General features: G+C 59.8%; 12 protein-coding genes. 7 read left to right on the forward strand and 5 right to left on the reverse strand.

Going from position 1 to position 15,076, the window contains the following annotated elements; all coding sequences use genetic code 11:
* Nucleotides 1-381 precede the first annotated feature (381 nt).
* From zapE to OKW39_RS29770, 3 genes are all read left to right on the forward strand, one after another.
* Nucleotides 382-1,482 (forward strand): cell division protein ZapE, encoded by a 1,101-nt coding sequence (gene zapE / locus OKW39_RS29760; RefSeq protein WP_429564294.1) that lies wholly within the window; start codon nt 382-384, stop codon nt 1,480-1,482.
* A gap of 250 nt (nt 1,483-1,732) precedes the next feature.
* Nucleotides 1,733-2,161: a VOC family protein gene (locus OKW39_RS29765; protein ID WP_429333862.1), complete on the forward strand. Its 429-nt coding sequence runs from the start codon at nt 1,733-1,735 to the stop codon at nt 2,159-2,161.
* Nucleotides 2,162-2,389: 228 nt separating this feature from the next.
* Complete coding sequence (locus OKW39_RS29770) at nt 2,390-2,677, forward strand: hypothetical protein (protein WP_090809909.1); 288 nt, start codon at nt 2,390-2,392, stop codon at nt 2,675-2,677.
* Nucleotides 2,678-2,837: 160 nt separating this feature from the next.
* Here the strand turns inward: OKW39_RS29770 and OKW39_RS29775 are convergent, their stop codons facing one another.
* On the reverse strand, nt 2,838-3,749 hold the full coding sequence (locus tag OKW39_RS29775) for an AraC family transcriptional regulator (RefSeq protein ID WP_429565459.1): 912 nt from the start codon (nt 3,747-3,749) through the stop codon (nt 2,838-2,840).
* A 154-nt stretch (nt 3,750-3,903) separates the two neighbouring features.
* Between OKW39_RS29775 and OKW39_RS29780 the strand changes: the two genes are divergently transcribed.
* Entirely contained in the window at nt 3,904-4,737 is an 834-nt protein-coding gene (locus OKW39_RS29780; RefSeq protein WP_429564295.1) for an oxidoreductase, read from the forward strand.
* A gap of 261 nt (nt 4,738-4,998) precedes the next feature.
* Here the strand turns inward: OKW39_RS29780 and OKW39_RS29785 are convergent, their stop codons facing one another.
* Nucleotides 4,999-5,352, reverse strand: a complete 354-nt coding sequence (locus OKW39_RS29785) for a DUF4148 domain-containing protein (RefSeq protein ID WP_090809904.1) — start codon at nt 5,350-5,352, stop codon at nt 4,999-5,001.
* A gap of 633 nt (nt 5,353-5,985) precedes the next feature.
* Here OKW39_RS29785 and OKW39_RS29790 point away from each other — a divergent pair.
* A complete protein-coding gene (locus tag OKW39_RS29790) occupies nt 5,986-7,935 on the forward strand; it encodes a hybrid sensor histidine kinase/response regulator (RefSeq protein ID WP_429564296.1) in 1,950 nt (649 codons plus the stop codon).
* 69 nt (nt 7,936-8,004) lie between these two features.
* Nucleotides 8,005-9,951, forward strand: coding sequence for an ATP-binding response regulator (locus OKW39_RS29795; RefSeq protein WP_429564297.1), 1,947 nt, complete (start codon nt 8,005-8,007; stop codon nt 9,949-9,951).
* Nucleotides 9,952-9,994: 43 nt separating this feature from the next.
* On the opposite strand, the gene OKW39_RS29800 is transcribed toward OKW39_RS29795, so the two are convergent.
* Complete coding sequence (locus OKW39_RS29800; RefSeq protein WP_429333858.1) at nt 9,995-10,699, reverse strand: LuxR C-terminal-related transcriptional regulator; 705 nt, start codon at nt 10,697-10,699, stop codon at nt 9,995-9,997.
* A gap of 377 nt (nt 10,700-11,076) precedes the next feature.
* Here OKW39_RS29800 and OKW39_RS29805 point away from each other — a divergent pair, with 377 nt between their 5' ends.
* The gene (locus OKW39_RS29805) at nt 11,077-12,186 is read left to right on the forward strand and encodes a DMT family transporter (RefSeq protein ID WP_429564298.1); all 1,110 of its coding nucleotides are present in this window, start codon (nt 11,077-11,079) and stop codon (nt 12,184-12,186) included.
* Here the strand turns inward: OKW39_RS29805 and OKW39_RS29810 are convergent.
* Nucleotides 12,183-12,641, reverse strand: a complete 459-nt coding sequence (locus tag OKW39_RS29810) for a ferritin-like domain-containing protein (RefSeq protein WP_018425186.1) — start codon at nt 12,639-12,641, stop codon at nt 12,183-12,185. The genes OKW39_RS29805 and OKW39_RS29810 overlap by 4 nt on opposite strands.
* A 162-nt stretch (nt 12,642-12,803) precedes the next feature.
* Nucleotides 12,804-14,885, reverse strand: coding sequence for a transketolase (gene tkt, locus OKW39_RS29815; RefSeq protein ID WP_429564299.1), 2,082 nt, complete (start codon nt 14,883-14,885; stop codon nt 12,804-12,806).
* Nucleotides 14,886-15,076 lie beyond the last annotated feature (191 nt).

The following is a 15,076-nucleotide window of genomic DNA, read 5'->3' on the forward strand; positions in this document are numbered from 1 at the left end:
CGTCACGCTCGCGCAGGCCAAAGCGTTCGCCGAGACGTTGATGAAGGGCGACCCCGATCAGGGCAACGTGGTGGTCGAAACGGCGAAGCAGGTGCTCGGTGCCGTGCTGCCGGGGCATCACGACAAGTGAATGACGCGGTAGCGGCTCGACGACGCGTGTGCGCGCCAACGTTCGACGCAGAACGTGGCTGGTAAAATGGCGCGCGCTCCGTGCACGCGCTCATTGGGTCTGCTTCGCCGCAGGCCATCACGTCGGCCGTTATCTCATGCTCACACACGTCCTCGCCGTTTTCGCGGCGGCCCACACTGCGTCATTCGCGCAAGTCGCATCATTCGCGTCACTCGCGTCATTCGCGTCATCAGGCATGGACGCTCTTGCCGATGCTTGACGAAACCCGCATCGCGCGCGCACTGACCGCGCGCGGCATCTCTGCCGATGCACGGCAGCGCGAGGCCATCGGCGCGCTCGTCGGGTTGGTCGGCGCGCAGCAGCGCGCGCGGCAGGCATGGTCCACCGCCGCGTTCGGGCCGCAAGGCGTCTACTGTCACGGACTGCCGGGCCGCGGCAAGAGCCTCGTTGTCGATACGCTGTTCGAGCTTGCGCCATGCCGCAAACGGCGCCTGCATTTCCACGAGTTCCTGCGCGAGATGAACCGCCGGCTCGTGCACGCGCCGCGCGGCGACGACCGGCTCGGCGACGTGTCGCGGCAATGGCTCGACGGTATCGAGCTGCTGTGCTTCGACGAATTCCATGTGCACGATATCGCCGACGCGTTCCTGATGGGCCGCTTTCTCGACACCGCGATCAAGCTGGGCACGCGTATCGTGCTGACGTCGAACTACGCACCGGACGATCTGTTGCCCGACCCCGAGTTTCACGAGCGCTTTCTGCCGACCATCGCGCAGATCAAACGCGGCTTCACGGTGATCCATTTCGACGGCGTGCGCGATTACCGCTTCGGCGGCGAAGCGGCCGAGGTGCCGCGCTTTTTCGCGCCGCTCGACGCATCGAGCGAGGCCGCGTTGCGCGATATCTTCACGAGCCATGAACGCGACGCTGCGATCGAGCCGGTCAGGCTGAGCGCGGCGGGCCGGCCGCTCGAAGCGCGGGCAGCCGGCCGCGCGCTGGTGTGGGCGGACTTCGAGCAGTTGTGCGTCGCAAGCCGCTCGCACCTCGACTACCTCGATCTCGCCGAGCAATGGCAAGGCTTGATCGTCGATCGTCTGCATACGGAAGCGCTGAGGCAGCCTCATACGCTGCAGCGACTCGTCTGGCTGATCGACATCTTCTACGACCGCAAGCGCGCGCTCTTCATCGCCTCCGATCGGCCGATCGAGACCGCGTTGATCGGTCTCGAAGGCGCGCATGATCTGTCGCGTACGCTGAGCCGGCTTGCCGAGATGCAGTCGCGCGCATATCGCAGCGCGCTTGAACGAGGCGGCGAGGAGAACGCGCAAGACGGCATCAACGCCAAGGCTTGATGGCCGGGCATCGCACTCGCGCGCATTTCTGCAATTCTTGCAAAGCGACGGTAAAGCGTGCCAACGCCGTTTCGCGTCGACGCACGCGCCACGGCGCCGGGCGATGCATCGCCGGCCACCCGAAACAAGCCTACACTCAACCATGCCATGCCCCGCAGTACCGGAAAACTCGCCGGCAGATCAGTTCGATGGGCGTGGGCAAACATGTTCGTTCTTCATCGCGCCGCTCTTTCGCGGCAAAGGAGAAGCCATGGAACAGATCCCAAAAGCCACGGCCTTGTTCATCGCAGGTTTTGGCCCGATTGTGATTGAAGCCCAGGCAAGCCGCGATCTCTACGGTCGGGCCTTCGGTATCCCCTTCAAGGAAGAGAACGGCGGCTATCTCCATACGGAGGGTCTGAACGGCGCAAACTCTTTCGCCTTGTGGCCGCTCTCCCACGCCTCCCAGTCGTGCTTCGGCACGGATTCGTGGCCTCGCGACGTACCCATCCCGCAAGCCTGGATCGAGTTTGATGTCGACGACGTCCAGGCGGCAACGGCGGAACTTGAATCGCAAGGGTATCGGATGCTGGTCAGGAACCGGAATGAGCCGTGGGGCCAGACGGTCAGTCGCTTCATCGGGCCGGAAGGATTGCTGGTCGGAATCACGTTTACGCCGTGGATGCGGGAAGAGAAATAATGGCGGCCGCAGTGGCCGTCTTGCGCGCAGTGACTGATAGCCTCAGATTGGGGACCAGCGCGCGTCAGGTTACCCGGTTAGCGCCGAAAATCGATATTCACCATTGTGAATAATGCGCGTAACTATCAGCCACCGCTTTCCTAAACTTGGCATTACGGGACCGCGACGGAAACGGTACGAAAGCATCGTTTGCGTGGAAATCGCAGTCCAACCAAGGAGAAGCGTGTCATGAACAAGGCAAGCAGCACATTGATCGCGGCCGTCGCCGCACTCACGCTGTCGGGCGGCGTATATGCACAAAGCAACAACACGCTGGCGACTCCGACCACACAGTCGCCGGCCGCTGCAACGAGTGGCTACGGCACGCCTGGTGCCACCAACACGGACAGCGGCGCCGGGTCGCCGACCTCGGGCCAGCCGAATAGCGCGAACAGTAGCTCGACGTCCCGCCCCCCCGCTTACGGGGTTAACAACTCGCTGGCGACCCCAACCACAAAGTCGCCAGCCGGCCAATGACAGCAATCAAGGCTGGCAACCGGGCGCAAATGAGCGCAAAGCGACCAGGCGGTTCAATTTCGTCGGGCGTAGCGTGACCGAATAGCCGCGCCTGGCAACACAGATCGCGACGGTAGAAAAAGTTGGTGTGACTGGCCGATCGAACCGAACCGCGGCAAATTCAGTGGGACGAGACATAAGCCGTATCAGCGAATACTGCCGGGATCGCGAAGCTCTCGCGCATACGCTTAGCCTCTGCGGCAGGCGTCAAGCCAAACAGACGCCTGAATTCCCTGCTGAACTGGGACGGGCTCGCATAACCCACAGCGTGTCCCGCCGCCTCCGCGGTTAGTTCCTTGCGCACCATTAACAGGCGAGCCTGATGAAGGCGCGTCGACTTCACATATTGCATCGGCGACACCTGCGTAATTGCCTTGAAGTGGCTGTGGAAACTCGGAATGCTCATACCCGCTTCGTCGGCCAGTTGCCTCACGTCGAGGGACTGCGCATAGCTTGCATGAATCAGGCGGAGTGAGCGCCCTATCTGTCCGAACTGTCCTCGCATCGCCAAAGCCTCGCGCAACGAGCCTCCCTGGGCTCCGGTGAGCACCCGGAAATACAGTTCACGCAGCAGCCCGGCGCCCAACACAGCGGATTCGAGTGGCCGATGCATCGCCTCGAGGAAGCGCAGCACGGACGCTTGCATTGCGTCATCCATCAGCGTCGACATCATGCTTTGAGGTGCTGGTGCGCATTCCCCCACGCCTTCGCGGTCGATCCGCTCCGCAAGTTCGGCGGCCAATGCGAAATCGAGGTGCAGATACAGCGCGAGCAGTGGGCGCTCCTCGGTTGCGTCGGTCTCCATGCTGAACGGCACGGGCACGGACACGGCCAGGTAGTGACGCTCGTCGTACAGGTAGAGCTGGTCGCCGAAATAACCTCGCTTGCGGCCCTGGCAGACGATCACGATACCGGGATCGTAGAGAACGGGCGTGCGCGATAGCGCCCGGTTCGACCGCAAGATGCGGACGCTCGGCAGTGCCGTCAGGTTGTAGCCCTCGTCGGGCGCCAACGCGCGTAGCAGGACAATCATGCGTTTCTGGCTTCGAGAGGATAGAGCTGGATGCTGGGCCAAAGCGCGTATCGTGTTCATAGTTTTATGCAAGAAAATCAGCGGAATTCGGCTTAATTTGCCTCGCTGGTCAGATTAGCATGCACTCTCCAATCGACATTCGGGAGAAGCTTCAATGGCAACCAGCAAAACTCTGCTCATCACCGGCGTCAGCAGCGGCTTTGGCCGCGCGCTCGCACAGGAAGCGCTGGCGGTGGGTCACAAGGTCGTCGGTACGGTGAGAAGTGCCCAGGCAAAGCGTGAATTCGAGTCCGTATCCGCGAATGCCGCCTGGGGACGCGTGCTCGACGTGACCGACTTCGACGCGATCGACGGCGTCGTGGCGGAAATCGAGGCTGGCGTCGGACCAATCGATGTGCTGGTCAACAATGCCGGCTACGGCCACGAGGGCATCATGGAGGAATCGCCGCTCTCGGATATGCGCCGACAGTTCGATGTGAATGTATTTGGTGCGGTCGCCATGATGAAGGCCGTCCTGCCGTTCATGCGTGAGCGCCGCCGCGGCCACATTCTGAATATCACATCGATGGGCGGCTACATCACGATGCCGGGAATCGCTTATTACTGCGGGAGTAAGTTTGCGTTGGAGGGCATCTCCGAGGCGCTTGGCAAAGAGGTCAAGCCCTTCGGTATTGCGGTGACGGCCGTGGCGCCGGGCTCATTTCGCACTGACTGGGCAGGTCGCTCGATGACGCGGACCCCCCGCTCGATTTCGGATTACGACGATATTTTCAATCCCATTCGCCAGGCCCGCGAGGAAAAAAGCGGCAAGCAGTTGGGAGATCCCAGCAAAGCGGCGCGCGCAATGCTGGCCGCCATGGCAGGGGATCATCCGCCCACGCGTCTTTTGCTCGGTAGCGACGCACTCGGGCTCGTACGAGACAAGTTGTCGGCATTGAAGGTGGAAATCGATGCGTGGGAGGCTACCACCGTTTCGACGGACGGCTGATGAGCGCCGAGGCTGAGAAGCTGTCGAGAACCGTATCCCGCCGCGTCGGGTGCGAACGAAGCGATGCTTGCCCGATCTGAAAGTCCGTTGGCAACGAGGTCAACACCATGTGGCCGACGATGTATCGCCCGCGGGTTCATCATTTCACCTGGAATTCGTTGCGCAGGGTCCGAAGATTCGGACGCCACCGGTGAGGACGCCCCCAGACGATCCAGGCACGTTACCCGGATCGTCGGGCGGTGTCGGGCGAGCCATCTGCGGTCAATTGCCGAAGAAAAGGTTGCAATAACTTGCGGGGCCGACGCACGACGATGGCGAGGGCGTCGACACATGCTCGACACTGCCGGAAGCTGCGGTGCCGTTGGTCGTCGTACCGCCAACGTCACTGTTGCCCGCCTGCTGGCTGTCCTGTGCAGCGATCTTCGCTTCAGCAGCCTGAATTTGCTCGGGATACTTCGTATGGTCGCCGTCGCCCATGTGATAGCCGGCCTGCTCGAGACGGATCAGATCCGCGCGCACCTGCGCACGGGTGACGGGCGCGGTGCTCTGAGCGAAGCTGACGACTGGGCTGGCAAGCGCACAGCTGGCGAGGACAAGGCATGCAAGGGTTTTCATCGTGGAGCTCCTTGATTCATGGCTAACTTAACAATCGGGAAACCGAATAGCACACTGCAGCCAGTTCTGCAGACAAACTGGAAGTTGTGGTTGATATGGGGGGCATTCGACAAGAGAAGAACGCGGGCCATTGTGCGGTGATTGACGCCCTCCTTGTATCGAATTATGTTGCATTATTGCGCCGTGTAATCGTGTCAGTTGTAGTTACGTCGGTAATTTGATGTTCGGCATTAAAAGTTCCTTTTCGGGAGAATAAATGTTCGGCGTCGCTTTACGATTATTCGTTAGAGTGATTTCTTGAGCGTACGGCGCACGCCTGGTTACGGATGCAGTTCGACGCGGCACACACGGAGCGAGCACCCAATATCGCAATTGGCGAACCGTGCTTGATCGGGACAACCGCGAGTTACTGGTACTGCGCAGCGCGAGAGATCAGCCTCATACTTACCCTCGTTCAGCAGCTTTGACGGTCTTCCGCCCAACGCTCGGCACAGCGGGCACAATCTCAGGTAGGGACCACCTGCGTGGATCACGAACTTTTGTTCGGCAAGAAACAGAACACCTGTCCATCGACTTGCTGGCGGACCGCTAGCACAATGGCGTGTAGCTGCACCTGATGCCCGGAGGCCTGTTATGGCGTCCTGTACTCGAACACCACGTGATTCCGACGCGGGCGAAAAGCCCGGGGCCAGAACATCACTGTGCGCGGGCGAAACGGCTCACACAATCGAGCGCCGCAGATTCGCTGAATTTATGAATCTTTTTGTGGGACCGGTTGCAGCACTCAGTACTGAGCAGAATCTCCTCGTCAAACGCGAGTTATTGCAATCGTTGTCCCGCCGATCGGTTTATTGGATCGCGCTACTGCTGGTCGGAAGCCCGTTCTGGTTCGTATTTGGATCGTGGATCGAAACATCGGATATTTATCCCTTGTTCCGTGTCGTCTGGATCCTGGGACTGTGGGGGATAGCCGCTCCTTTGGCAGCATACTTGCTGAAAAAGACCATGACGCTCCCGAAGCACGCCAGCGTCAACGCGGTCGAGCAGATGCACTGGGCATGGGCTGCATTGGTCATGCTGACATCTTTCTGGTGGGCGGCGGCCAGCTTTGGGCTCATCCCACCCAAATTCGTGGTCCTCCATGGTTATTACTTTAGATTCGGCCGGTATGGCTTTCTGGAACTGACGATGATCTGCCAGGCATTCACGTTGCTGCTGCTCGCACCCAGTCTTCGTGCGGCTTTAGGCGCACTCGTGATTGGCACTATCCCATTCGGATTTAACATGGCACCACTGTTCTTTATTAACCGGCCAGGAATGTTTGACTGGTATACGGCTCAAATAATTGGCTATTGTGTCGTCGCATGGTTCATTTGCAACGATCAGCAACGCACATGTGTAAAAGAGGTTGTTCTCGAGGAGGCGCGATCTCAGGCTGTAGCGGCAACGGCGGAGAAGAACCAATTCATCGCCGCAATAAGCCATGACCTGCGTCAACCGCTCACCACGCTCGGCCTGAAGTTAAATTTCATCGAGCGGGGCATTAAATCGACCAATCTGGTTGAAGACGTCTCGATTGCGCAAAGGCAAGTGGATGCAATGGAAGGGATGATTAACGGGGCACTGGATATCTGCCGCCTCGAGTCCGGCACCTGGAATGTAGAAATTCAGGAGGTGGCGCTGCCTTCCCTTTTACGCGGCATAGTCGTGGATATGCAGCCGCTGGCTGAGGCAAAGGGGCTGAAGTTAAGACTCCGTAGTCGCCCCTATCTGGTCCGTACGGATCGACATGCGTTGGACAGGATCGTCCGGAATATGGTGATCAATGCGGTCCGTTACACGCCTTCCGAGCGGGGAGGCAAGAAGGGACATGTTCTGGTGAGTTGCCAGAGGCGAGGCAGCCGCATAAAGATAAGCGTCTGGGACAACGGGATCGGTATCCCTGAAGGTCGACAGGCGGATATCTTCAAAAGCTATGTACAGGTCGATAATCCCGAGAGGAATCGTGAAAAAGGGTTCGGCCTGGGTCTGTCCATTGTCCAGGGGCTCGCGAGCCTTCTTGGTCACAAACTGGACGTGGACTCGACACCAGCACGGGGATCGCGTTTTTCGGTTACGGTCCCGTTCATGGGACTCATACCGCCGGAGTTGCGCGAGGTTCAAACGGTTGAAGACGGTGACCCGGACCTGACCAATATGGTCGTGGCGATCATCGAGGACAACAGCGACTTAAGAATCGAAATATCGATGCGCCTGATCGAGCATGGCTGCTACGTCGTGGCGGGGGAATCGTCATCCGACGTCATCGAGCAGTTGCGCATTGAGGCTTTGGCAAGCGGTCCGCACTTCATCCTCTCCGACTACCGGCTGGAAAACGAGAACGGCATTGCGGCGATTACGGCGGTCCGCGCTGCTACCGACGCCTCGATCCCTGCGATCCTGTGGTCGGGCGACCCCTCGTCAGCTGTGCTCAAAAAAGTAGCCGTCAGTGGCATGAAGCTTTTGTCGGGACCGGATTCTAACCAGACCTTATTGACCATACTTGCAGAACATAAGCCAAAAACATTGACCGAAGGCGGGTGAAAGAGATGGCAGGGGAACACAAAGCTAGCGCAACGGAGCGTAGCTGCACTTGATTCTCGGAGGCCTGTTATGGCGTCCCGTATTCAAACACGACGTGATTCCGACGCGGGCGAAAATCCCGGGGCCGGAACATCACTGTGCGCGGGCGAAACGGCTCACACAATCGAGCGCCGCGTATTCGCTGAACTTGTGAATCCTTTTCTGGGACCGCGTGCGGCACTCAGTACCGAGCAGAATCTCTATGTCAAACGTGAGTTATTGAAATCGCTGTCCCGTCGAGCGGTATGTTGGACCGTGCTAGTGTCGGTCGGAGCCTCGCTGTTGTGCGTATATGGATCGTGGATCAAAACGTCGGATAGCTACCGTTGGTTCCGTGTCGTCTGGGTCCTGGGACTGTGGGGGATAGCCACTCCCATGGCAGCATACTTGCTGAAAAAGACCATGGCGCTCCCGAAGCACGCCAGCGTCGACGCGGTCGAGCAGATGCACTGGACGTGGGCTGCAGTCGTCACACTGACATCGTTCTGGTGGGCGGCAGGTAGCTTTGGGCTAACTCCACCCGATTTCTCGGGCCATGCTCCCTACGTCAAATTGGCCAGTTCTGGCTTCCTTGAGTACACGCTAATCAGCCATACATTTACCTTGCTGCTGCTCGCACCGAGTCTTCGTGCGAATTTAGGTTCATTCGTGCTCGGCGCTATCCCGTTCGGATTTAGCTTGGGACCACCTCTATTTATTTACCGGCCAGCAATGCTGGGCTTTTATACGGCTCAACTGATTGGCTATTGTTTCCTCGCGTGGTTCATTTTTTACGCTCAGAAGCGCGCATATGTTAAAGAGATCATTCTCGAGGAGGCGCGATCTCAGGCTGTAGCGGCAACGGCGGAGAAGAACCTGCTTATCGCTGCGATAAGCCATGACCTGCGTCAACCGCTCACCACGCTCGGCCTGAAGTTAAATTTCATCGAGCGGAGCGTTAAATCGACCGATCTGGTCGAAGGCGTCTCGATTGCGCAAAGGCAAGTGGATGCGATGGAAGGGATGATTAACGGGGCACTGGATATCTGCCGCCTCGAGTCCGGCACCTGGAATGTAGAAATTCAGGAGGTGGCGCTGCCTTCCCTTTTGCGCGGCATAGTCGTGGATATGCAGCCGCTGGCTGAGGCAAAGGGGCTGAAGTTAAGACTCCATAGTTGCCCCTATCTGGTCCGTACGGATCGACATGCGTTGGACAGGATCGTCCGGAATATGGTGCTCAATGGGCTCCGTTACACGTTTTCCGAGCGGGGAGGCAAGAAGGGACATGTTCTGGTGAGTTGCCAGAGGCGAGGCAGCGCCATAAAGATAAGCGTCTGGGACAACGGGATCGGTATCCCTGAAGGCAGACAGGCGGATATCTTCAAAAGCTATGTACAGGTCGATAATCCCGAGAGGAATCGTGAAAAAGGGTTCGGCCTGGGTCTGTCCATTGTCCAGGGGCTCGCGAGCCTTCTTGGTCACAAACTGGACGTGGACTCGACACCAGGACGTGGATCGCGTTTTTCGGTTACGGTCCCGTTCATGGGACTCATACCGCCGGAGTTGCGCGAGGTTCAAACGGTTGAAGACGGCGACCCGGACCTGACCAATATGGTCGTGGCGATCATCGAGGACAACAGCGACTTAAGAATAGAAATATCGATGCGCCTGATCGAGCATGGCTGCTACGTCGTGGCGGGGGAATCGTCATCCGACGTCATCGAGCAGTTGCGCATTGAGGCTTTGGCAAGCGGTCCGCACTTCATCCTCTCCGACTACCGGCTGGAAAACGAGAACGGCATTGCGGCGATTACGGCGGTCCGCGCTGCTACCGACGCTTCGATCCCTGCGATCCTGTGGTCGGGCGACACCTCGTCAGCTGTGCTCAAAAAAGTAGCCGTCAGTGGCATCAAGCTTTTGTCGAAACCGGTTTCGGAACGAACCTTATTGACCACACTTGCAGAACATAAGCCAAAAACGTCCACCGAAGGCGGTTAAAAGTGATGGCAGGGAAACATGAAGAGCGGTGTAGCAGAGATCTTCACGACAGTCGCGTATCTGCTGCCCCCCTTCCAAGGGTAAGCTCGGCATTGACTCGAAGTGCAGCTTCAACGCGGTTTCTGACTTGAAGTTTGTCGTAAATAGCACATGAAACCTGTCTGACATGTCCCTCGGAGACGCCAAGTTCTCTTGCGATCTGTTTACCTGAAAGGCCACGTGCAATGCAACGCGCCAAATCCCACTCTCGCGGAGAAAGCCCAAGATGATGCTGATTCCGGCTAGCTGAGGGCGCTTGTGTCGAGCAGGCAAAGCGGAGCAAGACTTCTTCCGGAATCCAGAGTTCACCTCCTAAGATCCTGCTCAGTCCAATGAACATTTTTTTGTGCGCGCCTCCTTTCAACAGGATTCCTCGAGCGGCGTAGTCACGCATGCACATTCGCAAAATTTCAACTTCATGATCGTTTCCAGGAGCAAGTCCTGTGCAGATGACCACGGGAACATTGGATGGATTTCCGGCCTGAAAATGCTCAAGTGTCGCGGCGCCACGATTCTCACCATCCAGATTAAGATCCAGGAATACCAGGTCCGGGGGCGGTGTCTTGTTGACTTCTTCAAGCGCGCTGGCAAGCGTAAAGACGGGTGTGATGTCGATTGGGGCTGCGCTCAGCTCCGACGCGTGTGTTTGGACATATTCGGACAGAGCAACGCAAAGAATTTCGTGGTCATCGACCCATAGGATTTTCATGGTCGCTTCTCCTCTTTATACATCCGAGAAAAGCATCGATCGTGCGCTACGTTTGTGCGGAGTACTGCCTGACAGCTTAGCATATCGAGCGAGGCCGCAGATCTTGAACTGCAGAGTGATGCGGACCCGCGATCTCTAGGGCACAGGGTGTGCCATGTTCGCGCCGCGTGCCGCGCCCCGGGCGGCACACGGCTTTGCGCGATCGAATCGGTTTGCGCGGCAGCCGCGGGCAAGAAGGCGATTCGCGAGTGGTGGTGGCGCACGGACAGCCTCGCGGCGAAATGTCTGCGGCGTGCCGACAGTTCGATGCTCCGAACATGTGCGAAGTGCGTCGACGTATGCCCCTATCATTTCGTCCAGGCGGTGTTGAACGACCGATGTACCTTGGAAACTGTCCCTTCTGCTGCGGACAAGAGGTTGGAGTGGTGAGATCAGGATACGGCGCGATATTCACCGCCTTAATCGCCGCGGCGCTGTTCGGCGCCGCGACACCGTTGGCCAAGTCGCTGCTCGGCTCAGTCAGCCCCTTCATGCTCGCAGGACTGTTTTATCTCGGTAGCGGCCTGGGGCTTGGCGTCGGCATCGCGTGGCGTGCCTTTCGATCGCGCGGGCTCCGGTCCGCCGCGGACCACCGCATCACCAAAGGCGAGTTGCCTTGGCTGATCGGGGCGATAGCGATGGGTGGCGTCGCCGGCCCCGCATTGCTGATGCTGGGCCTGTCCACCACTCCAGCGGCAACGAGTTCGTTATTGCTCAACCTTGAGGGTGTGTTGACCGCCGTGATTGCCTGGGTGGTCTTCCAGGAAAATGTCGACATTCAGGTTTTTCTCGGGATGGTGGCGATCGTTGCGGGCGGCGTGCTTCTGTCGTGGCATCCGGGACAGTCAGGCGTGCCGGTGGGTGCGTTACTGATCGTCGGCGCGTGTCTGTGCTGGGCAATCGACAACAATCTGACGCGCAAGGCCTCGGCGAACGACGCGATGGTGATCGCGTGTCTCAAAGGGATGGTGGCCGGTCCCGTGAATCTCGGCATTGCGATCGCGGCGGGCGCTTCGCTTCCGTCAGCAGGAACCATGGCGGCAGCGATGCTGACCGGGCTTGGCGGTTACGGCATCAGCCTCGTGCTGTTCGTTGTTGCACTTCGCCATCTCGGTACGGCGCGTACAGGCGCGTACTTTTCCGTTGCGCCGCTTTTCGGTGTCATGCTTTCGCTGATCATATGGCCCGCGCTACCCAATCTGTCTTTCTGGATTGCCGCCGCTCTGATGGCGCTGGGTATCTGGCTACATGTGCGCGAGCGGCATGAGCATGAGCACAGCCATGAGTTTTTTGAACACGCGCACCAGCATCGCCATGACGAGCACCATCAGCACGCGCATGAGTTTCCTTATGCTGGTGAGGAGCCGCACACGCACCTTCACGTGCATCTGCCCATTACACATTCGCACGCGCATTTCCCCGATATCCATCATCGGCATCAGCACTAGCTGTCCTCCGACGTCGTCATCTCCCCAGGGCGGCGCAGCATCTTGTCGACTTCGCCCGCGTGCATCTCCTCGACGTGGATCATCTGACGGGCGAACTCCTCGAGTGCAACAGAGCGGTCCTCGACGAGCGCCAGCAGGTCGCGATACAACTGCAACGCAAGATTCTCGGCTTGCAACGACTCGCGGAGGATCGAAGAGATATCGAAGGTGTGCGAGTCGAGCAGAGGACCGATCGCAAGCGACGGATAGGCACCCAGAGTCGTGATCCATTCGCCGGCCTGCTGTGCGTGCAACAACGATTCATCGGCCTGCGCGCGCAACCACGACCTGATCGGAATGCGTCCGAATCCGAAAACAAGGAACGAATAGTGCGTATATCGGACGACGCCGGCCAACTCGGATTCGAGAATCCGGTTCAGCACCGCAACAACGTCTTCCTTATTGATCTCGGCCATTTGAAGTCTCCTTTCATGGCGTGGCGAGGCGTCCGGCCTCGCGACCGAGTAGGCCGGCAAGCGGCCGCAAACCGTGGCCGCACGCCTGATCGAAACGGATAGATTCCGCCGGCCCACCGCTTTTCGCATCAAGCGTTCACGACGTCGTCGAGCGCCGCACGCTCAAGTGCCCTTCCCCTTCTTCACCCGCTCGATCTGCTGCTTCGCCGCCTGATACACGACTTCCGGCGTGAAACCGAATTTCTTCTTCAGATCCGCGATCGGCGCCGACGCGCCGAACGTATGCATGACGACCTGCGCACCGAGCCGTCCTGTATACCGATCCCAGCCGAGCGACGCAGCCTGCTCGACCGCGACGCGCGCCTCGACGTCCGCGGGCAGCACCGACTCCTGATACGCGCTGTCCTCGCGCTCGAAGATGTCCCACGACGGCATCGACACGACGCGCGCCGCGATGCCCTCGCTCTTCAGCTTCTCGTACACGTCGGCGCAGATCGATAGCTCGCTGCCGGTCGCCATCAGGATCACCTCTGGCTTCTTGCCAGTGGGCGCATCGGCGAGCACATACGCGCCGTGCCTGACGCCGCTCGCGGGCGCATAGCGGCTCCGGTCGAGCGTCGGCAGCGGCTGGCGCGACAAGACGATGCACGCCGGTCGATGCGGCTGCGTCAGCGCAACGCGCCAGGCCTCGGCCGCTTCGTTCGCGTCGCCGGGACGCAGTACCGTGAGGCCGGGCACCCCGCGCAGCGACGCGAGCTGCTCGATCGGCTGATGTGTCGGACCGTCTTCGCCGAGCCCGATCGAATCGTGCGTGAACACAAAGATGGCCGGCACTTCCATGATCGCGGACAGGCGGATCGGCGGCTTCATGTAGTCGCTGAAGATCAGGAACGTCGAGCCGTACGCGCGCAGATTCGATAGCGCAAGACCGTTGACCACCGCGCCCATCGCATGCTCGCGAATGCCGAAGTGCAGATTGCGGCCGCCATAGTTATTCGCCTGGAAGCTGCCGGCGCCTTCGAACTTCAGGTTGGTTTTCGTCGACGGCGACAGGTCCGCCGCGCCGCCGATCATCCACGGCACACGCGCGGCAATCGCATTGAGCACCTTGCCCGACGATTCGCGTGTCGCGATGCCCTTCGGGTCCGCGTTGAAGCTCGGGATGTCGCTGTCCCAGCCCTGCGGCAATTCGTGCGCCTCGATCTGCGCGAATTCGCGCGCGAGCTCCGCATACTGCTTTTTGTAGCTGTCGAACTTCGCCTGCCATTGTTCGCGCGCCGCCTTGCCGCGCGCGCCGATGCCCTGCGCGAAGCGCTCGTGCACGCCCTCGGGCACGTAGAAGAACTTGTCCTCGGGCCAGCCGTAGAACTTCTTGGCGAGCGCGACTTCCTCGACGCCGAGCGCTTCGCCATGCGCGGACGCGGTGTCCTGCTTGTTCGGCGCCCCCCAACCGATGATGCTGTGGACCACGATCAGCGACGGCCGGTCGGTCACGCTCTTCGCTTCGACCAGCGCCTTTTCCAGCGCGGCGGTGTCGTTCGCATCGCCGACGTGCAGCGTGTGCCAGTTGTAGCCGTGAAAGCGGCTTGCCACATCGTCGCTATACGCGAGGTCCGTATGGCCTTCGATCGTCACGCGGTTGCTGTCGTAAATCCAGATCAGGTTCGACAGCTTCAGATGCCCCGCGAGCGAGGCCGCTTCGTGCGAGATGCCTTCCATCATGTCGCCGTCGCCGCAAATCGCGTACACGCGGTAGTCGAACAGCGGCGTGTCCGCGCGATTGAAGTGGCTCTCGTACCAGCGCGCGGCCATCGCCATGCCGACGCTATTGCCGAGCCCTTGCCCAAGCGGTCCAGTGGTGGTCTCGACGCCGGTCGTCATCCGGTACTCGGGGTGGCCCGGCGTATTGCTGTCGATCTGGCGGAAATGCTCGATGTCGTCGAGCGACACGGCCGGCGCGCCGGTCGGCTTGCCGTGTTCGTCGACGGCTTTCACGTTGGCCAGATGCAGCAGCGAATACAGCAGCATCGACGCATGCCCGGCCGACAGCACGAAGCGGTCGCGATTCGGCCACAGCGGCTCGTCAGGGTCGTAACGCAGGTGGTGTTGCCACAGGTGATAGGCGACCGGCGCGAGCGCCATCGGCGTGCCGGGGTGGCCGGAATTGGCTTTCTGCACGGCGTCCATCGACAGCGTGCGGATCGTGTTGATGCACAACTGATCGAGGGCGGAATCGTTTTGCATGGGACGCTCCTTGTTCGGCAATTCGGGAGACGGCCGACGCGCGCCGCGGAGCGCGCGGATGGATCGGCGCATCGTGTCGACATGGAATCGCGCGCGTCCGGGCATGTCGATAAGGACGCGAAGCCGCACGTGGAACCGCCCACGTGCCAGCGTCAGCGCCGAAAGCGCGCGGGAAAATCGCGGCAAAGCCC

Origin of the sequence: Paraburkholderia sp. MM6662-R1, from assembly GCF_050436245.1 — a bacterium.
GTDB classification, from domain to species: domain Bacteria; phylum Pseudomonadota; class Gammaproteobacteria; order Burkholderiales; family Burkholderiaceae; genus Paraburkholderia; species Paraburkholderia tuberum.